This is a genomic window from Cellulosimicrobium sp. XJ-DQ-B-000 (assembly GCF_031119065.1).
GTDB lineage: Bacteria > Actinomycetota > Actinomycetes > Actinomycetales > Cellulomonadaceae > Cellulosimicrobium > Cellulosimicrobium funkei.
Genome location: NZ_JAVHYN010000001.1, coordinates 646,017 through 671,725, shown reverse-complemented (window position 1 = coordinate 671,725; position 25,709 = coordinate 646,017). Strand labels below are relative to the sequence as shown.

Here is a 25,709-nt window from a genome sequence, read left to right as displayed (position 1 = left end):
AGGTTCCCGGTCGCGGTCGTGCGCACCTCGTGGCCGGCAGCCGATCGTGGGATGTCGTGGCCAGGCCCGCGCTGCGGACCGTGCCGTGCCGTCGTCGTACGCGTGACGAGCGTGAGGTCTGGACGACCGGGCAACCGATGTACGTCGGCCATGATATCGGAGAACTATCCTGGCCCGATGAGCGACGCCGAGCACGCGAGCCCCACGACCCTGCCCCCGGCGGACCACACCGACGCGGTGGAGCTGCTCGGCCTCGTCGCGTACACCGAGCTCGCGAGCTTCGGGCGCCTCGCGGGCGACGCCGCGCACGCGCCCACGCTGCGCCAGCGCCAGGCCCTGTCCCGCCTCGCGGCCGCGATGCTCGACCGGCAGGAGCGCGTGCTCGTGCGCGTCGAGGAGCTGGGCGGCGACCCGGCGGACTGCATGAGCCCGTTCGACGGCCTGTTCGACGACTTCGACGCGCGCACGAAGCCCAGCACGTGGTGGGAGGGCATCCTCAAGGGCTACGTGGGCCAGGGCGTCGCGGACGACTTCTGCCTCCTCGCGGCCCAGGGTCTCGACGAGCGCTCGCGCGACGTCGTCGTGGAGGCGCTCACGCACGACACCCCGTCGCAGCGCTACGCCCCGGTCATCGCCGAGGTCGCCGCCGAGGATCCGGTGCTCGCGTCGCGCCTCGCGCTGTGGGGTCGGCGCCTCGTCGGGGAGGCGCTCGGCGTCGTCGGCGACGTGCTGTCCAGGCGTCCCGCGCTCGCCCGGCTCGTGGCGGCGGGGGCCGAGCCGGTCGCCGCCGGCGGCGGGAGCGGGCCCGCGCCCGCGACGCAGTCCTGGGTGTTCGCGCGCCTCACGGCGGAGCACTCCCGGCGGATGGACCGCCTGGGCCTCGCGGCATGACGAAGCCGCCGCCGCGCCCGGGGGCGCGACGGCGGCACGTGACGGTCGGGGCCCCGAGGGTCGCCCGACGCTCGGACCTGCAGGCTCAGAGCGAGCCGAAACCGACCCGGCGCTGCTCCTCGGTGCCGATCTCGACGTAGCCGAGCGACGCCGTCGGGACGATCACGCGGCGACCGCGCGAGTCGGTGAGCTCGAGGGCGGGGGCGCCGCCGAGCGCGTCGGCGACCGCCGTGGCCACGGCCTCGGCGGTCAGGTCCGTGTCGACGACGATCTCACGGGCCAGGTTCTGCACACCGATCGTGACTTCCACTCAGCTCTCCTCACAGCGGCTGCGCCAGGCGCAGCGACGACGGGCCTCGGGCCGCCGGCGGGCGTCCCACCGGCGACAACGCGATCGATAGTAGTCAGATTCCCGTCGCCGACCCGCCGGGCGCGCTGGGGGCGCCCGACAGCGGCCGCCGCAGCATGCCGCGCACCCCGCGCCACACGAGGCGCGGCACGAGCCGGGTGACGTCGTCGGCCGTCGCGCCGCCGTCCGGGCGCACGACCTCCGTCGCGGCGGCCCGCCCGACGGCGGTGCACGTCCGGGCGACGACGAGCGCCTCGTCGGCGTCGAGGTCCGTGATGCGCACGAGCACGTCGGCGAACGCGCCGGCGATCGTCGTGTCCGGCGCGAGCACGCGCGCCCGGACGACCGGGTCCCGCATGACGTCGGACTCGAAGAGCAGCGCGGCCGAGCGGCCCGCCGCGCGCGCGTAGGCGACGTAGGCCCGCACGATGCCCTCGATCACGGCGAGCCCGTCGACCGCGAGGGCGTCGAGGTCGCCCGCGCGGTTCCCCGGCGCGGGCTCGCGGAACGGGTCCAGCGTCGCGTGTACGGCTCCCACGAGGCGTTCGCCCTGGTCGTCGACGATCGCGAGGTAGAGGTCGAGCTTCGACGGGAAGTGCCGGTACAGCACGGGCTTGCCGACCCCGGCACGGTCGGCGATGTCGTCCATCGAGATGTGGTGGTAGCCGTGGGAGGCGAAGAGCTCCTCGGCGATCGTGAGGAGCTGCGCGCGGCGCTCGTCGCGCGGCATCCGGGTGCGCAGTCCCGGGGGAGCGGCGGCCGCGCCGCGCGTGCGTCCCTCGGTGGCTCCCATGGGGGGAGGATACGGAAACCGCGGTTCGTGTCGACCTCGCGTCGCGAGGAGTGGGACGATGGGCGGGTGCCCGACAGACATACCCCCCCGAACCGCCTCTCGACCGCCCGTGCCGGGGGTCGCGCGACGGGTCTGCGGCACGGGGCCGCGGTCGCCGCGTGCCTCGTCGTCGGCCTCGGCGGCGGTGCGGCGACGGCGGAGGTCTGGGACCTGGGCGGGGCGGCGGGCACCGCGGCCGCTCCCGCCGCAGACGTCCGCGTGGAGCCGCCGGCCCCGGAGCGCGACGAGTCGGCGGCCGTGAGCCGGTCGTCCGTCGAGCGCGCGGGCGCCGTCGAGCGGGGCCCGGGCCTCCTCGGCCCGATCGCGCCGCGCCCGGACGCGGTCACCGCGCCCGAGCCCGTCCCGACGACGGCGCCCGAGCCCCTCGCTGAGCCGGCACCCGTCGAGACGCCCGAGGCCCCGGTCGCGGAGCCGGGCTCCGGCCTGCTCGGGACGGTCGTCGTCGCGCCGGACCTCGGCGGCTCGCTCGTCGTCGTGCCGGGGGAGAGCCCCGCGCCCGGGACGGGCACCGTCCGTTCCGTCCGGGTCGAGGTCGAGGCCGGGCTCCCCGTCGACGGCGACGTGTTCGCCGCCGCGGTGCTCACGACGCTCAACGACCCGCGCGGCTGGTCGGTCCCCGACGGCGTGACGTTCTCGCGGACGGCGGCCGAGGACGCGTCGATCCGGGTCGTGCTCGCGAGCCCCGCGACGACCGACCGCCTGTGCGCCCCGCTGGCGACCGAGAGCCGCTACTCGTGCGGGAACTCGGTCACGGGTGCTGCCGTGCTGAACTTCGAGCGCTGGGTCCTCGGGGCGCCCGACTTCGGCGACGACCTCGCCACGTACCGGCAGTACCTCGTCAACCACGAGGTCGGGCACGTGCTCGGCCACGGCCACGAGGACTGCCCCGCGCCGGGCGCCGTCGCCCCGGTGATGGTCCAGCAGTCCATCTCGGCCCAGGGCTGCCTGACGAACGGCTGGCCCGTCCCGTAACCGCCCGGCGCCACGCCACGCCGGGCGCACGACGGTGTGGGTGGCGCGTGATGGGATCGGGTCCGTGCCCCGGACGACGACCGCCCCCCGCCTCGTCGCGCGGCCTCGCGAGCTCGAGGCCGACGCGGTGCTCGACGACTCCCAGCGCGCGGCGCTCGCCGCCGCGGCCGGCCCCGGGGCCACCCTCGTGGTGGGCGCACCCGGGACGGGCAAGACCCTCGTCGCGCAGGAGGTCGTGCTCGCGGCCCTGCGCGACGGCGTCGCGCCCGAGCGCGTGCTCCTCCTCGCCGCGTCGCGCCGCGCCGCCGCCGCGCTCCGTGACCGCCTGTCGGCCCGCGCGCGCCGCACGGTCGGCGCGCCTCTGGTGCGCACCGCCGCGTCCGCGGCCTTCGCCGTCCTGCGCGAGCGCGCGGCCGCGCTGGGCGAGCCCGCCCCCACGCTGATCTCCGGCCCGGAGCAGGACCTCGTGCTCGCCGAGCTCCTGGAGGGCCACCTCGACGGCGGCCTCGCGCACCTCGGCACCCCGCTCGCGCTGCCCGCGGGCCTGCCCGAGGAGGCGCTCGGTCTCCGGGGGCTGCGCCAGGAGCTCCGCGACCTCCTCATGCGCGCGGCGGAGCGCGGCCTGACCCCGGCCGACCTCGCCGCCCTCGGCGAGCGCTACGACCGCCCGGAGTGGTCGCTCGGCGCCCAGCTCTTCGCGGAGTACCTCGACGTCACCGCCCTGCGCACGGGCACGCCCGACGCCGGGTCGCGGTTCGACCCGGCGATCGTCGTCGACGAGGCCGCGGAGGCCCTGCTCGCCTGGGACGACGAGGTGCCCGACGCCGCCCGGCCGCGCTGGGACCTCGTGGTCGTCGACGACTACCAGGAGGCGACGGTCGCGACCGCGCGCCTCCTGCACGTGCTGCACGACGACGGCGCGCGCCTCGTGCTGCTCGGCGACCCCGACGCCGCGGTGCAGACGTTCCGCGGCGCGAGCCCGGGGCTCGTGGGCCGGGCGTCCGCCCCGGCACGGCGGGACGGCGCGCGCCGGGGCGAGCTGGGCGCGCGCGTCGCCGTGCTGGGCACCGCCTGGCGCCAGAGCGCGCCGCTGCGCGAGGTGACCCGCCGCGTGACCGCGCAGGTCGGCACCGTCGCCGGGGCGGTGCACCGTGGCGCCGCGCCGCGCGACGCCGACGGGCGTCCGGGCGAGGCGACCGACGTCGGCCCCGGCGCCCCGCCCGTGCAGGTCGCGGTGCTCTCGGCGGTCGCGCAGGAGGCCGCGTTCGTCGCCCGGGAGCTGCGCGCCGAGCACCTGCTGCACGGCACCCCCTGGCACCGGATGGCCGTCGTCGCGCGCACGGGGACGCGGCTCGCGGCGCTGCGCCGCGAGCTCGTCGCCGCCTCGGTCCCCGTGACGCTGCTCGGCTCCGACGTCCCGCTGCGCGACGAGCCGGCGGTCGCGCCGCTCCTCGCGGCCGTGCGCGTGTGCGTCGCCGACGCGGAGGACCCCGAGACCCTCGACCCGTTCACCGCGGCGGCGCTGCTCACGTCGCCCGTGGGCGCGCTCGACGTCGTCGCGCTGCGCCGTCTGCGCCGCGCGCTGCGGGCCGAGGAGCTCGAGGGCGGGGGCGGGCGCTCGTCCGACGCGCTGCTCGTCGAGCTGCTCCTCGACCCGGCGCGCGCCGCGACGCTCCCGCCCACGGTGCGCCGCGGGCCGGTCGCGGTCGCCCGGGCGCTCGCGGCGGGGCGGGCTGCGGCGGCCGAGCCCGGCGCGACGGCGCAGACGGTCCTGTGGGCGGTGTGGGCCGCGACCGGTCTCGCGGAGCGCTGGCGCTCGGCGGCGCTCGACGGCGGCCCCGCCGGGGCGCGCGCGGACCGTGACCTCGACGCGGTGCTCGCGCTGTTCCGCGCCGCGGAGACGTTCGTCGACCGCATGCCGGGCGCGCCCGCCGGGGCGTTCGTCGAGTACCTCGCCTCGCAGGACCTGCCCGCCGACTCGCTCGCGGCGAGCGCGAGCGGGGCCGACGCCGTCGCGGCGCTCACCCCGGCCGGTGCGGCCGGGCGCGAGTGGGACGTCGTCGTGGTGGCGGGCGTCCAGGACGGCGTGTGGCCCGACCTCCGGCTGCGCGACTCGCTGCTCGGCTCGCAGGCGCTCGTCGAGCTCCTCGCCGGCCGCGCCCAGGACGCGCACGGGGTCGGTTCGCAGGCGCGCGCCCAGGTGCTCGCCGACGAGCTGCGGGCCTTCGTCGTCGCGACGTCGCGTGCGACGCGTCGCCTCGTCGTGACGGCCGTGCAGGACGCCGAGGAGGCGCCGTCGGTGTTCTGCGACCTCGTCGTGCCGCCGTCGGCGCCCGAGGGCCCCGACGGCACGGACGGTCCCGACGGGCGTGGTCCCCAGGACGGCCCGGGCGCACCCGCGGCGGGCGCCGGCCCGGTACCCGCCGGTCCCGCGGCGAGTTCCGGTCCGGCGCCGGTCGGACGCGCACCCGTCGGCCCGGGGCTCGCGGACGTCGGGGGCGGGCAGGTCGAGCCCGCCGAGCGGAGGCACGTGCGCGTCGGGGCGCCGCTCGACCTGCGCGGGCTGGTCGCCGCGGCCCGTGGCGTCCTCGTCGAGGCCGCGGCGCGCGAGGCCGGCGGCGCCGGAGCGTCGGGGCCGGACGAGCGCGCCGTCGCGGCGGCGACGCTCCTGGCGGACCTCGGTGCGCTCGGCGTCGCGGAGGCCCGCCCGGAGACGTGGTACGGCGTGGCGGGCGTGTCGAGCACGGCGCCGCTGCGCGGTGCGGAGGAGACCGTCACGGTGTCGCCCTCGAAGGTCGAGACGGTCTCGACGTGCCCGCTGCGGTGGTCGCTCGAGGCGGCCGGCGGGACGGCGCCCGACGCGACGCACCAGAGCCTCGGCACGCTCGTCCACTCGATCGCCGAGACCCACCCGTCCGGGTCGCTCGCCGAGCTGCGCGCGGAGCTCGACCGCCGGTGGGCGGAGCTCGCGCTGCCCGACGGCTGGCCCGCGCGCCAGCTCCGGCGCCGGGCCGAGCGCATGGTCGAGAAGCTCGCGGCCTACGTCGCGCAGGCGGGCGAGCCGCTCCTCGTCGAGCCGTCGTTCGACGTCACCGTCGGCCGCGCCCGGCTGCGCGGCACGATCGACCGGGTCGAGGCAGCGGGGGAGGGCAAGGTCCGCGTCGTCGACCTCAAGACCGGTCGGCGCACCGCCACGAAGGCGGAGGGCGCGGAGCACCCCCAGCTCGGTGCCTACCAGCTCGCGGTCGAGGCCGGCGCGCTCGACGTGCCGGAGGGCACGCGCAGCGCGGGCGCGCAGCTCGTCTACGTCGGGAGCACCCACGTGGGCCCTGCCGTCGTGGCCCAGCCCGCGCTGGAGCCGGAGCCCGACGGGTCCAGCTGGGCGCGCGACCTCGTGGAGGAGGCCGCCGGCACCATGTCGGCGGCGACGTTCACCGCCCGCCAGAACGGGCTGTGCGAGATGTGCCCCGTGCGCCGGGCGTGCCCGGTGCAGCCCGAGGGCAGGAGGGTGGTGGCGTGAGCAGCGAGCTGTTCGAGCTCCCGGAGGCGGGCGCGAGCGGGCCGACGGTGCGTCTCGTCGCGGCCGACGGCCTCCCGGTCGAGAGCGCCGACGCCCCGGGCGACGGGCACCGGGCGGCGGAGCCGCCGAAGCCGACGCTCTCCGCGACGCGGATCGCCGACCTCCTCGGACGTCCCCGCCCGACCCCGGAGCAGGTCGAGGTGATCGAGGCGCCGCTCGAGCCGACGCTCGTCGTCGCCGGGGCCGGCTCGGGCAAGACGGAGACGATGGCGGCGCGCGTCGTCTGGCTCATCGCGAACGAGCTCGTCCCGCCGGACGCGGTGCTGGGCCTCACGTTCACGCGCAAGGCGGCGGGGGAGCTCGCGGAGCGGGTCCAGGTGCGGCTCGCCCAGCTCGCGCGCGCCCGGGGCGGGGCGGCGTCGGCGCTCTCGCTGCTCGACCGGCCGACCGTCGCGACGTACAACGCGTACGCCGCGTCGCTCGTCGGCGACCACGGGCTGCGTGTCGGCGTCGAGCCGGGGGCCCGCCTCCTCGGCGAGGCGCAGCAGTGGCAGCTCGCGTCCGAGGTCGTGGAGTCGTGGGACGACGACCTGGGCACCGACCGCGCGCTGAGCACGGTCGTCGCGGCGGTGCTCGGCCTCTCCGGCGCGCTCGGCGAGCACCTCCTCGACCCCGCCGAGGCGCGGGACCGCCTGGCCGAGATCGTCGAGCAGCTCGACGCGCTCCCGCTCGGGCCGCGGCAGAAGGCCCGGACGAAGGAGGTCGAGAAGCTCGTCGGCGACGTCGCGGAACGGGTCCGGCTGCTCGACGTCGTCGCGGAGTACCGCCGCCGCAAGCGCGCGACCGACTCCCTCGACTTCGGCGACCAGGTGGCGCTCGCGGCGCGGCTCGCGCGCGAGGTGCCTGTGGTGGGGGAGACCGAGCGCGCCCGCTTCCGCGTCGTCCTCCTGGACGAGTACCAGGACACGTCGCACGCGCAGGTCGAGCTCCTCGCGGGGCTGTTCGGCGGCGGGCACCCCGTGACGGCCGTGGGCGACCCGCACCAGTCGATCTACGGGTGGCGCGGCGCTAGCGCGGGCGGCCTCGCGCGGTTCCCCGACCGCTTCCCGCGCGCGGGCGGCGACCGCTCGGCCGTGCGCTTCCTCTCGACGTCGTGGCGCAACGACGCCGCCGTCCTCGCGGCGGCGAACGTCACGGCCCGTCCGCTGCGGGGTGCCGTCGCCGGCGGCCGGGGCGACCGGGTCGAGGTGCCGCCGCTCGCGCTGCGCCCCGGCGCGGGTCCGGGCGCGGTGGCCGCGCACGTGGCGGCGACCGCCGAGGAGGAGGCCGCGGCCGTGGCCGAGCGCGTCGCCGCGCGCTGGCGCCCGGCGAGCGCGCCCGGGGGGCGCGTCACCGCGGCCGTGCTGTGCCGCAAGCGCAGCCAGTTCGCCGCGGTCGAGGTCGCGCTGCGGCGGCGTGGGCTCCCCGTGGAGGTCGTCGGACTCGGCGGGCTGCTCACGACGCCCGAGGTCGTCGACGTCGTCGCGCTGCTCGAGGCCGTGCACGACCCCTCGCGCGGCGACGCGCTCGTGCGTCTCCTCACCGGGCCACGGCTCAACCTCGGCGCCGCCGACCTGCACGCGCTCGGGAGCCGCGCGGCGGATCTCGCGCGGCTCGAGGGCGCGCTCGGCGCGCGCCGTCGCGCCCCCGCTGCGGAGGACGCCGAGTCGGGGCTCGTGGTCGTCGAGGGCGACGTGGCCGACCACCGCTCGATCGTCGACGCGCTCGACGACCTCCCGGACCCGGGCGAGCCCGCGGCGGACGGGCGCACGCTCTCCGCGGAGGGCCACGCGCGGCTCTCGGCGCTCTCCCGGACCCTGCGCGCGCTGCGCGGCCTCACCTACCTGTCGCTCCCGGAGCTCGTCGTCGAGGCGGAGCGCGCCCTGGGCCTCGACGTCGAGGCCGTGACGAACGAGGCGCTGCTCGCGTCGCGGCGGCTCGTCGACCCGGAGGCGGTGAGCGACCGGGCCCGCGAGCACCTCGACGCGTTCCGCGACGTCGCCGCGACGTTCACGCAGACGGCGGACGTCGTGACGCTCGGGGCGTTCCTCGCCTGGCTCGGGGTCGCCTCGACCCGGGAGAACGGGCTCGACCTGCCCGTGCGCGAGCCCGACCCGGACGCGGTGCAGGTCATCACCGCGCACGCCGCGAAGGGTCTCGAGTGGGACGTCGTCGTGGTGCCCGGGCTCGTGGACGGCGTGTTCCCGACCACTGCGCAGTCGTCGTCGGGGGTGCGCGCGGACAGCGGCTGGCTCACCGACGTGAGCCAGCTCCCGTACCCGCTGCGCGGCGACGCCGCCGACCTGCCGGAGTTCCGCTTCGACCTCGCCGCGGACACGAAGGAGCTCGTGGCGCGGCGCGACGAGTTCCGCGCGGCGAGCGGGGAGCACCAGCTCGCCGAGGAGCGACGGCTCGCCTACGTGGCCTTCACGCGCGCGCGGCGCGAGCTGTACCTCACGGCGTCCTGGTGGCAGACGGGATCGCGGCCGCGCGCGCTGTCTCCGTTCCTCGTCGAGCTCGTCGAGGCGGGGGTCGTGACGGCCGACGGGTGGTCGGCACCTCCCGGCCCCGACGACTCCAACCCGCTCGAGGACGTCGAGGTGACCGGGACGTGGCCTGTGCCCGACGACGCTCCCGGCGGGTCGGCGCGGTCCGTCCTGCGGGACACCGCGGCGGCCGTCGAGCGTGCGGCGGCCGAGCGTGCGGCAGCCGAGCGTGACGCGGCAAGGCGTGGCGCGGCGGACCGCGCCGCGCCCGCCGGGGCCGGGGCGGTCGACGCCGTGCCCGGGCGGGGGAGCGCGGACGGCACGGGCGGCCCCGCCGGTCTCACGGCGCCGTCGGGAGTCCTCGTCGACGCCGAGGGCCGTGACCTCGTCGCGCTCGCGCGCGTCCTGCTCGCGGAGCGCGCCGAGCGCTCGGGCCGGGAGGTCGAGCTGCCGGCGCACGTCTCGGCGTCGAGCCTCGTGCGGCTCGCGGCGGACCGCGACGAGTACGCGCTCCACCTGCGCCGCCCGGTCCCGGTCGAGCCCACGGTCCACGCGCGCCGGGGCACCCGGTTCCACCTGTGGGCCGAGCGCTACTTCACGACGTCGTCCCTGCTCGACGTCGAGGACCTCCCCGGGGCGGACGACGACGACCTCGACCCCGACGCCGACCTCGAGACGCTCCAGCGGACGTTCCTGGCCTCGGAGTGGGCCACGCGCACGCCGGTCGCGGTCGAGGTCGACGTCGAGACGCCCGTCGGGTCGACGGTCCTGCGGTCGCGCATCGACGCGGTGTTCCCCGAGCTCCCGGAGCACGCGGGCGGGGCGCGCGACGCGGTCGTGGTCGTCGACTGGAAGACGGGGCGTGCGCCGTCCGACCCGGAGGCGCGCAGCGTGCGCGAGGTGCAGCTCGCGGTCTACCGGCTCGCGTGGTCGCGCTGGACGGGGGTGCCGCTGGAGAAGGTGAACGCGGCGTTCTACTACGTCGCGTCCGACGAGACCGTGCGTCCGCGCCGCCTGCTGGGCGAGGCCGAGATCGAGGCGCTGCTGGTCGCCGACTGAGCCGGCGACGCCTCAGTCGTCGGCGTCCTGCGTCGCCTCGTCGAGATCGGCCAGCATGTCGAGCGCGTCGGCGACCACGTCGTCGAGCCCGTTGCGCACGCCGTGCAGGAGCCAGCGCGCGAGCGCGAGCTCGCCGACGAGGAGCGCGCGGTCGAGCAGGTGCTTGTCGGTGAGCTCGGTACGGCGCAGCTGGTACGCCTCCATGATCGAGTCGACGGCCTCGGGCGGTGCCGAGACGAGCAGCCACGCGAGGTCGTCGGCGGGGTCCGCCACGCGCGCGCTCGCCCAGTCCGTCACCGCGACGACGCGTCCGCGGGCGACGAGCACCTGCTCCGGGCCCAGGTCGCCGTGCACGACGACCGGCTGGAACCGCCACAGCGAGACGTCCTCGAGCGCGGTCTCCCAGCGGCGCAGGAGCGTCGGGGGGACCTTGCCCGTGGCCGCGGCCTCGTCGAGCTCCGCCATGCGGCGCGCGCGGTACTCCTCGACCTCGTAGCCCGGCAGGCCGGCGTCGTCGACGATCGCGCGCGGCAGCTCGTGGACCGACGCGAGCACGCGGCCCAGGTCGGCCGCGAGGCCCGGTCCGGGCCGCAGGCTGTCGACGTCGAGCGGCTCGCCCTCGAGCGCGGGGTGCACGACGGCCCGCCCGCCCTCGGGCAGGAGCGCGGTGCCGCTGACGCGCGGCACGGCGAACGACAGCACCCCCGACTCGGCGTAGTGCTGCAGCGAGCCCAGCAGCTCCGCCTCGGCCTCGAGCGCGGCGCCGGCCTGGAGGCTGCGGGGTGCGCGCACGGTCCAGCGGGCGCCGTCGGCGTCGGTCACGACGGCGGTGTCGTAGTCGCCCGGGTCCTCGACGGGCCGCGCGCTGCGGGCGTCCAGGCCGGGCACGGCGGCGGTCGCGAGCGCGGCGAGGGTCAACGGAGAGCGAGGCACGCGACCACGGTAGTCGGTCCCCGCGCGCGCCCGGTCGACCCACGCCGTCCGACGCCGCACGCCGCCCGACGGCGCCCGCGCAGGCGGGTGGCCCGGCCGGGGGTGGCCTACGGTCGGGGGGTGAGCACCCCTGCCGCCCGGCCGTCGTCGGGCACGAGCGACCCCGCCGCCCCGGACCGACCCACGCCCGCGCCGACCAGCACCCCGGCCGACACCGGGACCGGCACGGCCACCGGGCCGGGCGCCCTGCCGCGCACCCCGCTGGACCGCCTCCCGCTGCCGCTCGACGGCGCGTTCGTCGACCGCGCGGAGCACCGCCGCGCGGAGCCGGACCTCGTGCGCACGCTGCGGTCGCAGCCGACGACGCGCGTCCTGCTGGTCCACCGCGGCCGGCTCGCGCTCGGCGGCCCGGGCGCGGCGGACGGCGTCGCCCTCCTGGACCCGGCCGAGCTGCGCGACGTCGACCCGGCGACCGACGACGACCAGGGCCGCTGGCTCTTCCTCGGCGAGGGCGACGGCACGGCGTACCTCGCGCTCGTCCTGCCCGACGACGCCGACGCCGAGGAGGTCGACATCGAGGGCGTGGACGCCTCCGAGCCGTTCGCCGTGCTCGCGCGCGAGCGGACGTGGTCGGGGCTGCGGGACCTCGTCGGCGAGGTCGGGGCGCCGGTCGCGGGGCTCGCGACGGAGGCGGTCGCGCTCGCGGCGTGGCACACGAACCACCCGCGGTGCCCGCGCTGCGGCGGTCGGACGACCGTCGAGAAGGGCGGCTGGACGCGCCGCTGCGTGGCCCAGGGCGTCGAGCTGTACCCGCGCACGGACCCGGCGGTCATCATGACGGTCGTGCACGGCGAGGGGGCCGACGAGCGCCTGCTGCTGGGGCACGCGGCGCACTGGCCGGAGCGGCGGTTCTCGACCCTCGCGGGCTACGTCGAGCCCGGGGAGTCGCTCGAGAACGCGGTGCGGCGGGAGGTCGCGGAGGAGGCGGGCGTCGTCGTCGGCGACGTGGCCTACCGGGGGAGCCAGCCGTGGCCGTTCCCCGCGTCGCTCATGCTCGGGTTCTCGGCGCGCGCGCTGACGACCGAGCTGCACGTGGACGGCGTCGAGCTCACCGACGCGCGCTGGTTCACGCGGGCCGGGCTCGCCGACGCCGTCCGGTCGGGCGAGGTGCTGCTGCCGGGCCGGTCGTCGATCGCGCGTGCGCTCGTCGAGGACTGGTTCGGCGCGCGCCTCGCCGACGACTGAGGGTGGCTCAGGGCCGCTCAGGGCCGCTCAGGGAGGCGGGTGGCGAGGAGCGGCGCGACGCACGCCGTCGCGACGGCTGCTCGGGGACGCGGAAGGGCCCGGTCCGGACGTCCGGACCGGGCCCTCCTGCGGCCGCGTCAGGCGGCGAGGCGCTTCTTGACCTCCGCGAGGGACGGGTTCGTCGCGGCGGAGCCGTCCGGGAAGACGACGGTCGGCACGGTGCGGTTGCCGTCGTTGACGGACTCCACGAACTCGGCGGTGCCGGGCGTCTCCTCGATGTTGACCTCGGTGTAGCCGATGCCCTCGGAGTCGAGCTGCGTCTTGAGGCGGCGGCAGTACCCGCACCAGGTCGTCGAGTACATGACGATCGAGCCGGCGTCGGGAAGGGTCGGGGCGGTGCTCATCGAGGGCTCTCCTGCTGCGGTTCCGGGCGGCGTGTGCCGCGGGCGGTCGGGTCGTGACGGTAACACCGGGGGAGCGCGGGCTGTTCCCCGCCCGCGTGTCACCGGGGGCTGCGAGAATCGCGGGTGATGTCCACGCCACCGGTCTCACGCCCGCTCGCCCACCGCTCCGCCGACGAGATCCTCGACGCGCTCGACCCCGACCAGCGCGACGTCGCGGTCGCGCTGCGCGGGCCTGTGTGCGTGCTCGCCGGCGCGGGGACGGGCAAGACACGCGCGATCACGCACCGCATCGCGTACGGGGTCCGCACGGGCGTGTACGTGCCGACGAGCGTGCTCGCCGTGACGTTCACGGCGCGCGCGGCGGGCGAGATGCGCACGCGGCTGCGCGAGCTCGGCGCGACGGGCGTCCAGGCGCGCACGTTCCACGCGGCCGCGCTGCGCCAGCTCGGCTACTTCTGGCCCAAGGTCGTCGGCGGGGCGCCGCCGCGCATCCTCGAGCACAAGGCGCCCGTCGTCGCGGAGTCGGCGCGGCGGCTCGGCGTCGGGGTGGACCGCGTCGCGGTGCGGGACCTGTCGTCCGAGATCGAGTGGGCCAAGGTCTCGCTCGTCACCGCCGACGACTACGTCCGGGCGTGCGAGGCGATCGACCGCGAGCCCCCGGCCGGCTACGACCACCAGACCGTCGCGCGCCTCCTCACGGCCTACGAGGACGTGAAGACCGAGCGGTCAGTCATCGACTTCGAGGACGTGCTCCTCATGCTCGGCGACATGCTTGCGACGCAGGGCACGGTGGCCGACGAGGTGCGGCGCCAGTACCGCCACTTCGTCGTCGACGAGTACCAGGACGTGTCGCCCCTGCAGCAGTTCGTGCTCGACCAGTGGCTCGGGGGGCGCGACGAGCTGTGCGTCGTCGGGGACCCGTCGCAGACGATCTACTCGTTCACCGGCGCGACGCCGCACCACCTGCTCACGTTCTCGCGCACGCACCCCAAGGCCCAGGTGATCCGCCTGGTGCGCGACTACCGCTCGACGCCGCAGGTGGTGAACCTCGCGAACCAGCTCCTCGCGCGCGCGGGCCGCGCGGGCGGCGCCCACCAGGCGCTCGAGCTCGTCGCCCAGCGGCCGGCCGGGCCGCCCGTCGCCTTCACCGCGTACGACGACGACGAGGCCGAGGCGAGCGGGATCGCGCAGCGCATCGGGCGGCTCCTCGCCGCGGGCACGCGCGCGAGCGAGATCGCCGTGCTCTACCGGACCAACGCGCAGTCCGAGGCCTTCGAGTCGGCGCTCGCCGACGCGGGCATCGGCTACCTGGTACGCGGAGGGGAGCGCTTCTTCCAGCGCAAGGAGGTGCGCGACGCGATCGTCCTCCTGCGCGGCGCGGCGCGCTCCGCCGACCCGGACGTCCCCATGCCCGAGACGGTGCGCGACGTCCTGGCCGCCGCGGGCTGGGCCCCGGCGCCGCCGGCGGCGCGGGGCGCGGCGCGCGAGCGCTGGGAGTCGACGCAGGCGCTCGTCGCGCTCGCCGACGACGTCGCGGGGCTCGCCGCCGCGTCCGACGCCCCGGCCCCGACCGTCGCGGCCTTCGTCGCCGAGCTCGACGAGCGCGCCGCCGCGCAGCACGCCCCGACGGTCGAGGGCGTCACCCTGGCGTCGCTGCACGCGGCCAAGGGGCTCGAGTGGGACGCCGTCTTCCTCGCGGGGATGAGCGAGGGGCTCATGCCGATCTCCCTCGCCGAGACGGACGAGGCGGTCGCGGAGGAGCGCCGGCTGCTCTACGTCGGCATCACGCGGGCGCGCGAGCACCTCGAGCTCTCGTTCGCGCGCTCGCGCAACCCGGGCGGCCGGGCGACGCGCCGGCGCACGCGCTTCCTCGACGGGCTCTGGCCCGACGAGCCCGGCGCGCGCGGGACGCGGCGTGCTCGCGCCGGGCAGGCGAAGGTCCGGCTCACGGGGGAGTACGACCAGGCGCTGTTCGAGGAGCTGCGCGAGTGGCGTCGCCAGGTCGCGCAGGAGACGGACAAGCCGGCGTTCACCGTGCTCGTGGACTCGGCGCTCGCCGCCATCGCCGAGACGCGCCCCACGAGCCCGGCCGGGCTGGCGCGCATCAACGGTCTGGGGCCCGCGAAGATCGAGCGGTACGGGGCCACGATCCTCGAGATCGTGCGCCGCGCGGAGCGCTGACGAGGCGCTCTGCCCGGCCCTCGACGAGGGCCGGGTGAACTCGTCGAAGAAATTCCCGTAAATAAGTTGTGCCTCCTGCGAAGGGCGGCATATGGTCGACGAGTCCTGTTGGGAAGGGGCGCGCCGAGAGGCGGGCGCCTGATGGAGAGAGGGGGTGGGAGAGCTGATGAACAACCAGATCGCCATGGCGAACCTGCTGGATCACGCGTCCGTGTACACGGGCACGCCAGGAGAGCTCCGTCCGCGTGCCATCGCGCACCGCGGCGGCACCTTCATCGCCCGCCCCGCTCCCGACTCCGCCCCCAGGACGAACCCGGTCTGACCGACCGGAACCTTCCAGGCCGCGGAGTCCCTCTAGGACCCGCGGCCTTCGTGTTCTCCGAGCACGTCCGCCGATGAGGATCACCGGCACCACCCGTCTCCACGAGACGGGGCCGCTGTCCTCAGGGTCCTGTGACGACGACGTTCACACCCACGACAGGACATCACTGGAGGACATCGTGCGGCTCACCGCGCTGCTCGACAACATCACCGCTCAGGGGGGATCCGGCCCCTGGGTCCCCCACCAACCGCTGGCCACGCCGCTCGGCGAGAACGACTCCGCGGAGTTCGACCGCCTGCTCGCGGGCCTGCTGCCCTGCCGCACCAACGACCCGGAGCTCTGGTTCGCCGAGCGCACCGCCGAGGTCGAGGAGGCCAAGGCCCTGTGCCGCACCTGCCCGCTCGTCGAGGGCTGCCTCGCCGGTGCGGTCGAGCGCCGCGAGCCCTGGGGCGTCTGGGGCGGCGAGGTCTTCGTGGACGGCGTCGTGGTCGCGCGCAAGCGCGGCCGCGGCCGTCCGAGCAAGGCCGAGGTGCTCGCCCGCGAGGCCGAGCGCCAGGCCCACGAGGCCGCACGGACCGAGGCGTCAGTCGGCGCCTCGACGGCGGCCTGACATGGGCAGCGGCGCCCCGTCCGGGGGCGTGCGCGCCAGCTCGCCGCACCCGCAGCGCGGGTGGCGGCTCGACCCGCGCAGCCGCGGCACGGCATCGGGAGCAGGAATCTCGATGCCGGCCGTGGCTGCGCGGGGCACCAGCCCGTCCAGGGCTGCCAGGACCTGACCGAGTGCGACGGCCGCCGCCGACGCCGCGAGGAGCGTCTCCTCGCCCCGGTGCACCGACGCCTCGCGCAGCTGTCGCGCGACCTGCGGCCAGCAGGGGTCCACGTCCGCGCGGTGCAGGTCCGCGCACGTCAGGCACGGGTCGAGCCCCGGTCGGACGAACGGCCCGACCACGACGTCGGCCTCGCGCACCACGACCGACAGGTGCGCGACCCCTGCACCCACCAACCTCCGGACCCGGACCGGGTCCGCGGCTCCGTGCTCGACCACGACGACGACGTCGGGCGCGGGTGCCCGTGCCTCCTCCGGCGTGACCGGGGTCGAGGCCGTCACGACGCCCGGGGCGACCTCCTCGACGATCCGCCGCACTGCGCCCTCGCGCGGCGACCCGACGTCCCGCAGCCGGTACGCCCCGCCTCCGACGTCCGTGGCGAGCACGGTGCCCGGGTCGTCGAGCACGAGCACGCCCACCCCCGCGGTCGCGAGGTGGACGGCGAGCGCGGCACCCACCCGGCCGAGCCCGACGACCCCGACGGTCGCCCGGGCGCGCGCCGCGAGGACGCGGTGCCCCGCGCCGTCGGGCAGCAGGGCCGACAGCACCGCGAGATCCGCCGCGCCGTGGCCCGGGGCGGGCGACGCCGGCCGGCGCCGACGCGCCGCCACGAGGAGGTGCGCCTCGTCGAGCAGGCGGACGAGCGCGGCGCGGCGCGTGCGCTGCGCCGGGGAGCCCGGGACGTCGGGTGCGTCGCCGCGCCGAGCGGGCCCGGCGAGCGCGCGCAGCCAGCGCTCGTCGTCGGCATCGAGCCCGGTGAGTCGCACCGACCACCGGGGGTCGGAGCCGACCTGCACCTCGCCGGGGCCGCGCCGCAGGAGCGGCGCCTCCGGTCGCAGCACACGTCGTCGCTGCACGGCTCCTCCGTCCGTCGTCGTCCGGGCGCCCGACCGGACGCCCGCCGTCAGCCTGGCACGGCCCCGAGGCGCGCCGACGGTTGTCCACAGGCTCCTCGCGATGGTCCCGCGGGGAGGATTTCTTTGCCGTCGCCACAGGTCTCCACGTCGTCCGCTCGACCGAACGTCGCGGGAGAGCGCGCCACTCCGGGCGCGCCCCTGCCATTTCGTGGCGAGAACCACTACGGTCTGAGGCGTGGTCCGGGAGACGATCGTGGAGGTTCGGCGCAGCCGCCGACGCAAGAGCACGGTGAGCGCCTACCGCGACGGCGAGCGCACGATCGTCGCGATCCCGGCGCGGTTCACGCGCGCGCAGGAGCGCGAGTGGGTCCAGCGCATGCTCGACCGCCTCGCCGACTCCGAGCGTCGGCGGCGGCCGTCGGACGCCGAGCTGGCGCGCCGCGCCGTCGAGCTGTCCGACAAGTACCTGGACGGCCGCGCCCGCCCCACGAGCGTGCGGTGGGCGGGCAACCAGGACCGCCGCTGGGGCTCGTGCACGCTCATCGACGGCACGATCCGCATCTCGACGCGCGTCCGGGGGATGCCGTCCTGGGTGCTCGACTACGTGCTCCTGCACGAGCTCGCGCACCTGCTCCACGCCGGCCACGGCCCGGGGTTCTGGAAGCTGCTCGAGGCCTACCCGCGCACGGAGCGGGCGCGAGGGTTCCTGGAGGGTGTGTCGTTCTCGCGCGACGCGGACCTCGAGCCCGACGACGCGGACCTCGAGCCGGACGACGCGGACGTCGAGCCGGGGGACGGCGCCGCGGAAACCGCGGCACCGCCCGCGGGCGCCGAGGACTGACGTCCGGGTCAGGTCAGCGCGGCACGCCGCCCTGGCCGGTCGCGTCGCCCGTCCCGCCGTCGTCCGTCGGTCCGGCCGCGTCCGGGTCGTCCGCGGGCGCGTCGTCCGCCGGGGCGTCGTCGTCCGAGCCGTCGGCCGTCGCCGGCCCCGGCTCGGTGGTGGGCGATCCCTCCGCGGCGCGGAAGATCTCCTCGAGCGCGCGGTCGACGTCGGCCTCCTCCGCGCGGGTCGCGGCGCGCCGGCCCTCGTAGCCGGACGGGTCGTCGAGGTCGGTCCCGTCGGGGAGCAGGTCGGGGTGGTCCCACACCGCGTCGCGCGCACCCGCGCCGGACTGCGCCGCGATGAGCGCCCACAGGGCGGCCGCGTCGCGCGAGCGCCGCGGGCGCAGCTCGAGGCCGACGAGCGTCGCGAACGTGTGCTCCGCGGGCCCGCCCGCCGCCCGACGACGGCGCAGCATCTCCCGCAGCGGGACGGCGTGGGGCAGGTGGGGGAGCGCGGCGACGGCGGTCACCTCGTCCACCCAGCCCTCGACGAGCGCGAGCGTCGTCTCGAGGCGCAGCAGGGTCGCCTGCTGCTCGGGCGTGTTCTGCAGGCCGAAGACGCCGCCCGACAGCGCGCGCTGGAGCGCGTCGGTGTCCGCGAGGTCGACGTCCGCGAGCTGCGACTCGAGCGCGGAGAGGTCGATGGTGATGCCGCGGGCGTAGGCGTCGACGAGCCCGCGCAGGTGCCCGCGCAGCCACGACACGTGCGTGAACAGGCGCGCGTGGGCGGCCTCGCGCAGGGCGAGGAAGAGGCGGACCTCCTCGGCGGGGGCGTCGAGGCCCTCGGCGAACGCCGCGACGTTCGTCGGCAGGAGGACCGTCGCGGGCCGGTCGAGCAGCGGCAGCCCGACGTCGGTCGCGCCGAAGACCTCGCGCGAGAGCGTCCCGGCGGCCTGGCCCACCTGCATGCCGAACACCGCGGAGCCGAGGCGCCGCATGAGCGCGGCCGGGTCGCCCGCGGGCAGCCCGAGCGCACCGGCCGGCAGACCGGGCAGCGTGAACCCGACGCCCGGCAGGGCCGAGGTGTCGTCCCCCATGCCCTCGGGGAGCTGGTCGCGCAGGACCGTGGCGAGCGCGTCCGCGACGGAAGCGGCGACCGGGGCGACGAGCTCGTTCCACGCGGGGAGCGTGTGCTCGACCCACTCGGACCGGCTCCACGCCTGGCTCTTCCCGCCCGACGGCGGCAGGTCGGTGACGGCGTCGAGCCAGAGCTCGGCGACGGACAGCGCCTCGGTGACCGCGCGCTGCTGCGCCGGCGAGATCGACGGGTCGCCCTCGGCGACGGCGACCTGGCGCGCGACGTCGTGCGAGACGTCGGTGTTGACCGGGCCGTCGCTCGGCGTCGAGAGCATGCGCTGCACCTGCGCGAGGACGTGCTGGAAGAGCTGTGGGTCGGCCGCGCCGCCCGCAGCGAGCGCCTGCGGGTCGAGCCCGCGGGCGCGCAGCTCGCGCAGCGCCTCGTCGGCGTCGGGCCCGAGCATCGAGCGGAGCAGCTCCTCGAACCGCGGGTCGAAGGGCGTGTCGTCGTCCGGTCCGGGCGTGCGGTCGGGGGGAAGGCTGCTCATGGCGACTCCTCACGGTAGCGTCGGTGATCACCGTAACCACGATCGAGCGCCGAGAACGGGGGCTGGGCCATGTCCGAGGGCCGGGTTCGCTCACGGCGCAGCGAGGCGCTCCCCGCGGCGGGCGAGCCCCCGGCCGGTCCGGGGGAGGACCCCACGGCGAGCGCGGTGACCGCCCCGGCGGACGAGGTCGCCGATCCCGACCCGGTGGTGGTCGTCGGCGTCGGGCAGGTCGCGGACGCGGTGCGCGCGGGCCTGGGCGCCGCCGAGGCGTCGCCCGTGGACGCGCTCGTCTGGCCCGCCGGGGCGCGACGGCTCGTCGTGGTCGCGCCCGCGGGGGAGTTCGGGACGCCGCGCGCACGGACGGACGCCGAGCAGCGCGCGCGCCTCGCGCTCCTGGGCCGTCGTGCGGGGGAGGCGGCGGTCGCGGCCGGGATCGAGCACGTCGTCGCCGTGTCGTCGGCCGCGGTGCACGGCGCGTCGCCCGAGCGGGGCGTGATCGACGACGACGACCCCGTGGCCGCCGACGACGGGCCCGGCTTCGCGGGCGACCTCGTCGCGTTCGAGGACGCGCTGCGCGACGCGCTCGACGGGGTGCCGCTCGCGCTCGTGCGGCCGGCGGTCGTCGTCGGGCCGGGCGTGGACACCGTGCTCACGCGGCACTTCGAGGCCCCGCGCCTGCTCACGGTGCGCGGCGGCGGCCGCACGTGGCAGCTCGTGCACGTCGACGACGTGGTGGGGGCGGTGCGCGTCGCGCTGGACCAGGGTCTCGTCGGCGGTCTGACGGCCGGGCCGGTGCGCGACGGCGAGCCCGACGCGCTCGACTCGGAGACGGTGGCCGCGGCGGCCGGGATGCGCACGGTGCAGCTCCCGCCCGCGACGGCGTTCGGCACCGCCGAGCGGCTGCACCGGGTCGGCGCGCTCCCGTCCCCGGCGAACGACCTCGCGTTCGTCGTGCACCCGTGGTCGGTCTCGGCGCGGCGCCTGCACGACGCCGGGTGGCGCCCGGAGTGGTCGGGCGCCGCGGCGCTCGAGGTGCTCCTGGCCGAGGTGCGCGGCCGCACGGGCGTCGGGGGCCGCCGGTTCGGGGGCCGGGATGCCGCGGCGCTCGGCGCGGCCGGGGCGGCCGTCGCGGTCCTGGGCACGGCCGCCGTCTGGCGGCAGGCCCGCTCGCGCCGCCCGTAGGGGCGGCTCCCGGGCAGTGTCCACGCCGTCGGCAGGGAGATCCCAGCAACCTCGGGGATGATGTCCCGGTGAGCGACGCCCCCTCCTTCGACGCCCTCCTCACCGAGGACGAGCACGACCCGCCGCCCGTGACCCGGCGGTCGCTGACGTTCGGCATCTCCCTGCTCGCGACGACGCTGCTCGTCGCGGGCCTCGCGATCCTGCCCGCGCCGTACGCGGTGCGGTCGCCGGGCCCGACGGAGGACACGCTCGGCCAGCAGGACGGCACGCCCCTCATCTCGATCACGGGCGCCGAGACGTACGACTCGACGGGCGAGCTGCTCCTGACGACCGTGTCCGTCGCCGGCGGCCCGGGCTACCCGGTGAACCTCGGCCAGGTGGTGCAGGGCTGGTTCGACCGGTCGCGCAGCGTGCGCCCGGTCGAGGAGGTCTTCCCGACGGGCCGCACCAAGGAGGAGACCGAGCAGCAGGGCCAGGCCGAGATGATCAGCTCGCAGGAGAACGCGACGGTCGCCGCGCTCACCGAGCTGGGGTACGACGTGCCCGCGACGCTCACGGTCGAGGGCACGGTGCCGGACAGCGGGTCCGACGGCGTCGTCGAGCCGGGCGACGTCATCGTCGCGCTCGACGGCGCGCCCGTGCGCACGTACCAGGACCTCATCGACGGTCTGGCGGCGGTCGACCCGGGCGACGACGTGACGCTGCGCGTGCAGCGCGACGGCGCGGAGACGGACCTCACGGTCGCGACGACCGACGGCGGCGACACCGCGCTGCTCGGGGTGTTCATCGACCCCGCGTTCGACTTCCCGGTCGACGTCGAGATCCAGATCGAGGACATCGGCGGCCCGAGCGCGGGCACGATGTTCGCGCTCGGGATCGTCGACCAGCTCACGCCCGAGGACGAGGCGAACGGCGTCGTCATCGCGGGCACGGGCACCATGAGCGTCGAGGGCGACGTGGGGCCGATCGGTGGCATCCAGCAGAAGCTCTACGGCGCGCTGCGCGACGGCGCGACGTGGTTCCTCGCCCCGCAGGCCAACTGCCCCGAGGTCGTGGGGAACGTGCCCGACGGCCTGCACGTGGCGGCGGTCTCCACGCTCGCCGACGCGCGCGCGGCGATGGAGGCGATCGGCGCGGGCGAGGGTGACTCGCTGCCCACGTGCGAGGCGCGCGGCTGACGACGCCGCGGGCCGTCAGTCCTCGAGCGTCGCGCGCAGCGCCTCGACAAGCCCCGGCACGAGGTCCGGTCCGCCCGCGACGTCCGTCGCCGAGTCGTGGGCGCGCGACCGGACGGCGCACCACGTGGGGCCGTCGCGCAGCACGCCGACGGCGAGGCGCACGTCCTGCCGGTCAGGGTGGTTCGTGAGGTAGTCGAGCGCGGCGTCCGGGTCGTCGGGGACGCCCTCCTCGGCGGCCGGCGGCAGCACGATCCGCTCGACGACGAGCGCGGCGCCGTCGACCGTCGCCGGCCACGCGACGCGGGCGAGCCCGTCCTCGAGGTCGCCGTCCACGGCGAAGCCCTCCTGCTCGATCGACAGCAGGTGGTGCGGGTCCGCCCCGGCGGCGGCCACGACGTCGGGCGGGAGCCGGTCGGCGAGCGTCGGGTCGGCGCCGAGGGCGCCCGCCGTCCCGACGAGCGCGAAGAGCCGGGGCGGGACGTCCCAGCCCGCGTCGGCCGCGTGCGACTCGATCTCGTGCACCGCGAGCGCGAGGGCGTGCTGCGGGGTGGGGCCGCCGGGCGCGACCAGGTCGGGACCGGCGTCGGGTCCGGGCACGGGGGTGGTGGCGTCGGGACCGGGGGCGGCGTCGTCAGGCTGGGGCATGACCCCATCGTCCCTCATCGGCGCCGCCCCGCGCCGCCGCGGGCCGGGTGCCGGCCGTCCCCCACGAGGCGCCGGACCGTGGGAACCTTGGGGGAGGACCGGGCGTTGACCCCGGTGCACGCCCGAGCCACGACCGAAGAGGTATACCCACCGTGTCATTCGCCGCAGCGCCCCGCCGGCCGTCCTCCGGGGGGCGGCCCGCCCGGCGCCGGAGCCCGATCGGGATCGCGATCGCCGTCGTCGGCGCCCTCGTCGTCCTCCTGCTCCTGCTCGCCCAGTTCTGGACCGAGGTGCTGTGGTTCCAGCAGCTCGACTTCGCGAACGTCCTGTGGACCCAGTGGGGCGCGCGCATCGCCCTGTTCGTCGCGGGCTTCCTCGTCATGGGCGGGCTCGTCTTCCTGTCGTTCTCGCTCGCGTACCGGTCACGGCCCATCTACGCGCCGTCCACCCCCGAGCAGGCGACCCTCGACCAGTACCGCGAGGCGATCGAACCGCTGCGCAAGGTCGTCATGATCGTGGCCCCGGCGCTCGTCGGCTTCTTCGCCGGCGCGGCGGCGTCCTCGCAGTGGCAGACGGTCCTCCTGGCGCTCAACTCCGTCCCGTTCGGCACGACGGACCCGCAGTGGGGCATCGACCTGTCCTTCTACGTCTTCACGCTGCCCGCCCTCCGGTTCGTCGTGAGCTTCCTCATGGCGGTCGTCATCATCGCGGGCATCGCCGCGGTCGCGACGCACTACCTCTACGGCGGCCTGCGGATCGGCGGCGGCTCCGACGCGGGCCCGCGCACGACGACGGCCGCGCGCGTCCAGCTCTCGGTGATCGCGGCGCTGCTGCTCGTCCTCATCGGCGCGAACTACTGGCTCGACCGGTACTCGATCCTCACGTCGGGCGGCGCGAAGTTCGACGGCGCGTCGTACGCGGACGTGCACGCGGTGATCCCGTCCAAGGCGATCCTCACGGTCGTCGCGCTCTTCGTCGCGGCCCTGTTCGTGGTGACCGCGGTGCGCGGCAACTGGCGCCTGCCGGCCATCGGCGTGGGCCTCATGGTGGTCTCGGCCATCGCGATCGGCGGGATCTACCCGGCCGTCGTCCAGCGCTTCCAGGTCACGCCGAACGCGCAGGACTTCGAGGAGGAGTACATCCAGCGCAACATCGACGCGACGAAGGCCGCCTACGGCATCGACAACGTCGAGACCGAGCAGTACAACGCCAAGACCGAGGCCGAGGCCGGCGCGCTGCGCGAGGACGCGGACACGACGGCGTCGATCCGCCTCCTGGACCCGGAGATCGTCAGCCCGTCGTTCAGCCAGCTCCAGCAGAACAAGCAGTACTACCAGTTCTCGAGCTCGCTGTCGGTGGACCGCTACACGATCGACGACGAGAGCCGCGACACCGTCATCGCGGTGCGCGAGCTCAACCAGGACGGGCTCGGCGCCGACCAGCGCAACTGGGTCAACGACCACACGGTCTACACGCACGGTTTCGGCGTCGTGGCGGCGTACGGTAACCAGATCGGCCCCGACGGCCGGCCCGCGTTCTACGAGGGCTCGATCCCGTCGACGGGTGCGTTCACGGACGCGGGCGGCTACGAGCCGCGCATCTACTTCTCGCCCGAGGCGCCCGAGTACTCGATCGTCGGTGCACCCGAGGACCGTGAGCCGTGGGAGCTCGACTACCCGGTGGACGACGCGGGCGGACAGGTCAACAACACCTTCCCCACCGACGAGGTCGCGGCCGGTCCCAGCGTCGGGTCGTTCGTGAACAAGGTGCTCTACGCCCTGAAGTTCGGTTCCGAGCAGATCCTGTTCTCGGACCGCGTGACGAACGAGTCGCAGATCCTCTACGACCGCAGCCCGCGCGACCGCGTCGCGAAGGTGGCGCCGTTCCTCACGCTCGACGGCCGCGTGTACCCGGCGGTCGTCGACGGCCGCGTGAAGTGGATCGTGGACGGCTACACCACGTCGAACGCCTACCCGTACTCCACGTCGGAGTCGCTCGAGGACTCGACGCGTGACTCGCTCGTCGCGGCCAACTCGGTCGAGGCGCTCGCGCCGCAGCAGGTGAACTACATCCGCAACTCGGTCAAGGCGACCGTCGACGCGTACGACGGCTCCGTCGACCTCTACGCGTGGGACACGGAGGACCCGGTCCTCCAGGCGTGGACGCAGGTCTTCCCGAACGCCGTGCAGCCGCTGTCCGAGATCTCGGGCGACCTCATGAGCCACCTGCGCTACCCCGAGGACCTGTTCAAGGTGCAGCGCACGCTCCTCGCGAGCTACCACGTGGACGACGCGAACGAGTTCTTCTCGGGCCAGGACTTCTGGCGCAGCCCGGAGGACCCGACGGCGAGCGGGGACAACAAGCCGCTCCAGCCGCCGTACTACCTCACGCTGCAGATGCCGAGCCAGGAGGCGCCGACCTTCTCGCTCATGTCGACGTACATCCCGGGGGGTGGCTCGGACCGCAACATCCTCACCGGCTTCCTCGCGGTCGACGCGGAACCGGGCAGCGAGGCGGGCGTGCGGTCGGAGGACTACGGCACGCTGCGGCTCCTCGAGCTGCCGCGCAACGCGACGGTGCCCGGACCGGGTCAGGTGCAGAACAACTTCAACACCGACCCGACGGCGGCCGACGGCCTGCTGGCACTGCGCCGCGGTGACTCGACGGTCATCAACGGCAACCTGCTGACGCTGCCGGTCGGTGGTGGCCTGCTCTACGTCCAGCCGGTGTACGTGCAGTCGACCGAGGGCACGCGGTTCCCGCTGCTGCGCAAGGTGCTCGTCTCCTTCGGTGACGAGATCGGCTTCGCCGACACGCTCGACGAGGCGTTGGACCAGGTGTTCGGCGGCGACTCGGGCGCGAACGCCGGTGACGCGGACGGCGGCGTCGAGACCGAGGTCCCGGATCAGCCGGCCGACGGCGAGTCGCCGGACGCGGGCACGACCGACCCGGGCACGACCGACCCCGGCACCGAGCCCCCGGCGACCGAGGAGCCGGCCCCGCCGGCCGACGGCGGCACGGTCGACGGCGGCGCGCGCGCCGAGCTCGACCAGGCGCTGCGCCAGGCGCAGCAGGCCATCGAGGACGGCCAGGCGGCGCTCGCCGAGGGCGACTTCGCGGCCTACGGCGAGGCGCAGGACCGCCTGCAGCAGGCGCTCGAGTCGGCCCTCGCGGCCGAGCAGGCGCTCGACACCGAGTCGTCGGCGGGCTGACGCACCGGTCGCGCGAGCGACGCAGCGCCACGGACGGGCGGGGACACCAGCGGGTGTCCCCGCCCGTCCGTCGTCTGCGGCCGTTCGGGACGGAGTTGTCATTTGCC

The 25,709-nt window shown here is 76.5% G+C and carries 18 protein-coding genes and 1 pseudogene; 12 read left to right on the top strand and 7 right to left on the bottom strand.

The genetic code is table 11. The features are described 5' to 3' along the window. The first annotated feature begins 177 nt into the window (after positions 1–177). Positions 178–891 (top strand): ferritin-like fold-containing protein, encoded by a 714-nt coding sequence (locus RDI86_RS03380; protein ID WP_061266904.1) that lies wholly within the window; start codon positions 178–180, stop codon positions 889–891. 85 nt (positions 892–976) lie between these two features. Here the strand turns inward: RDI86_RS03380 and RDI86_RS03375 are convergent, their stop codons facing one another. Together RDI86_RS03375 and RDI86_RS03370 are read right to left on the bottom strand one after the other, a co-directional pair. Next, positions 977–1,201, bottom strand: a complete 225-nt coding sequence (locus RDI86_RS03375; RefSeq protein ID WP_034654117.1) for a DUF3107 domain-containing protein — start codon at positions 1,199–1,201, stop codon at positions 977–979. 94 nt (positions 1,202–1,295) lie between these two features. Further along, entirely contained in the window at positions 1,296–2,033 is a 738-nt protein-coding gene (locus RDI86_RS03370; RefSeq protein WP_086148870.1) for a TetR/AcrR family transcriptional regulator, read from the bottom strand. 66 nt (positions 2,034–2,099) lie between these two features. Between RDI86_RS03370 and RDI86_RS03365 the strand changes: the two genes are divergently transcribed. The 3 genes from RDI86_RS03365 (at position 2,100) to RDI86_RS03355 (ending at position 10,169) form a co-directional block, all read left to right on the top strand. After that, on the top strand, positions 2,100–3,065 hold the full coding sequence (locus RDI86_RS03365) for a DUF3152 domain-containing protein (RefSeq protein ID WP_308820686.1): 966 nt from the start codon (positions 2,100–2,102) through the stop codon (positions 3,063–3,065). A 64-nt stretch (positions 3,066–3,129) separates the two neighbouring features. Then, positions 3,130–6,585, top strand: a complete 3,456-nt coding sequence (locus RDI86_RS03360; protein ID WP_308820685.1) for a PD-(D/E)XK nuclease family protein — start codon at positions 3,130–3,132, stop codon at positions 6,583–6,585. Beyond that, entirely contained in the window at positions 6,582–10,169 is a 3,588-nt protein-coding gene (locus tag RDI86_RS03355; RefSeq protein WP_308820684.1) for an ATP-dependent DNA helicase, read from the top strand. Before RDI86_RS03360 ends, RDI86_RS03355 begins: the two co-directional genes overlap by 4 nt. Positions 10,170–10,181: 12 nt before the next feature. Here the strand turns inward: RDI86_RS03355 and RDI86_RS03350 are convergent, their stop codons facing one another. Further along, positions 10,182–11,102, bottom strand: coding sequence for a phosphotransferase (locus RDI86_RS03350; protein ID WP_076405353.1), 921 nt, complete (start codon positions 11,100–11,102; stop codon positions 10,182–10,184). 120 nt (positions 11,103–11,222) lie between these two features. Between RDI86_RS03350 and nudC the strand changes: the two genes are divergently transcribed. Then, a complete protein-coding gene (gene nudC, locus RDI86_RS03345) occupies positions 11,223–12,347 on the top strand; it encodes an NAD(+) diphosphatase (RefSeq protein WP_308820683.1) in 1,125 nt (374 codons plus the stop codon). Positions 12,348–12,484: 137 nt separating this feature from the next. Here the strand turns inward: nudC and RDI86_RS03340 are convergent, their stop codons facing one another. Next, positions 12,485–12,751 (bottom strand): mycoredoxin, encoded by a 267-nt coding sequence (locus RDI86_RS03340; protein WP_076405151.1) that lies wholly within the window; start codon positions 12,749–12,751, stop codon positions 12,485–12,487. Positions 12,752–12,877: 126 nt separating this feature from the next. On the opposite strand from RDI86_RS03340, the gene RDI86_RS03335 reads away from it, so the two are divergent. The 3 genes and pseudogenes from RDI86_RS03335 to RDI86_RS03325 form a co-directional block, all read left to right on the top strand. Continuing rightward, positions 12,878–14,932: an ATP-dependent helicase gene (locus RDI86_RS03335; protein WP_251177119.1), complete on the top strand. Its 2,055-nt coding sequence runs from the start codon at positions 12,878–12,880 to the stop codon at positions 14,930–14,932. Between the two features lie 166 nt (positions 14,933–15,098). Beyond that, positions 15,099–15,254 carry a hypothetical protein gene (locus tag RDI86_RS03330; RefSeq protein ID WP_157464294.1) on the top strand — a complete coding sequence of 52 codons (156 nt, stop codon included), beginning with the start codon at positions 15,099–15,101 and terminating at the stop codon, positions 15,252–15,254. Positions 15,255–15,504: 250 nt separating this feature from the next. Then, a pseudogene (locus RDI86_RS03325) lies at positions 15,505–15,792 on the top strand (WhiB family transcriptional regulator); the annotation flags it as partial. Positions 15,793–15,837: 45 nt separating this feature from the next. Here the strand turns inward: RDI86_RS03325 and RDI86_RS03320 are convergent. Next, complete coding sequence (locus tag RDI86_RS03320) at positions 15,838–16,938, bottom strand: ThiF family adenylyltransferase (RefSeq protein ID WP_143311140.1); 1,101 nt, start codon at positions 16,936–16,938, stop codon at positions 15,838–15,840. Positions 16,939–17,173: 235 nt separating this feature from the next. Between RDI86_RS03320 and RDI86_RS03315 the strand changes: the two genes are divergently transcribed. Continuing rightward, complete coding sequence (locus RDI86_RS03315; protein WP_061266917.1) at positions 17,174–17,779, top strand: YgjP-like metallopeptidase domain-containing protein; 606 nt, start codon at positions 17,174–17,176, stop codon at positions 17,777–17,779. A gap of 13 nt (positions 17,780–17,792) precedes the next feature. Here RDI86_RS03315 and RDI86_RS03310 read toward each other — a convergent pair whose 3' ends face one another. Continuing rightward, positions 17,793–19,385 (bottom strand): zinc-dependent metalloprotease, encoded by a 1,593-nt coding sequence (locus RDI86_RS03310; RefSeq protein WP_308820682.1) that lies wholly within the window; start codon positions 19,383–19,385, stop codon positions 17,793–17,795. A 165-nt stretch (positions 19,386–19,550) separates the two neighbouring features. Between RDI86_RS03310 and RDI86_RS03305 the strand changes: the two genes are divergently transcribed. Continuing rightward, positions 19,551–20,567, top strand: a complete 1,017-nt coding sequence (locus tag RDI86_RS03305; protein ID WP_171467622.1) for an NAD-dependent epimerase/dehydratase family protein — start codon at positions 19,551–19,553, stop codon at positions 20,565–20,567. A 68-nt stretch (positions 20,568–20,635) separates the two neighbouring features. Then, the gene (locus tag RDI86_RS03300; RefSeq protein ID WP_061266919.1) at positions 20,636–21,745 is read left to right on the top strand and encodes a PDZ domain-containing protein; all 1,110 of its coding nucleotides are present in this window, start codon (positions 20,636–20,638) and stop codon (positions 21,743–21,745) included. Positions 21,746–21,760: 15 nt separating this feature from the next. On the opposite strand, the gene RDI86_RS03295 is transcribed toward RDI86_RS03300, so the two are convergent. Further along, positions 21,761–22,390: a PPA1309 family protein gene (locus RDI86_RS03295; protein ID WP_308820681.1), complete on the bottom strand. Its 630-nt coding sequence runs from the start codon at positions 22,388–22,390 to the stop codon at positions 21,761–21,763. A gap of 152 nt (positions 22,391–22,542) precedes the next feature. Here RDI86_RS03295 and RDI86_RS03290 point away from each other — a divergent pair, with 152 nt between their 5' ends. Continuing rightward, on the top strand, positions 22,543–25,602 hold the full coding sequence (locus tag RDI86_RS03290) for a UPF0182 family protein (RefSeq protein WP_308820680.1): 3,060 nt from the start codon (positions 22,543–22,545) through the stop codon (positions 25,600–25,602). Positions 25,603–25,709 lie beyond the last annotated feature (107 nt).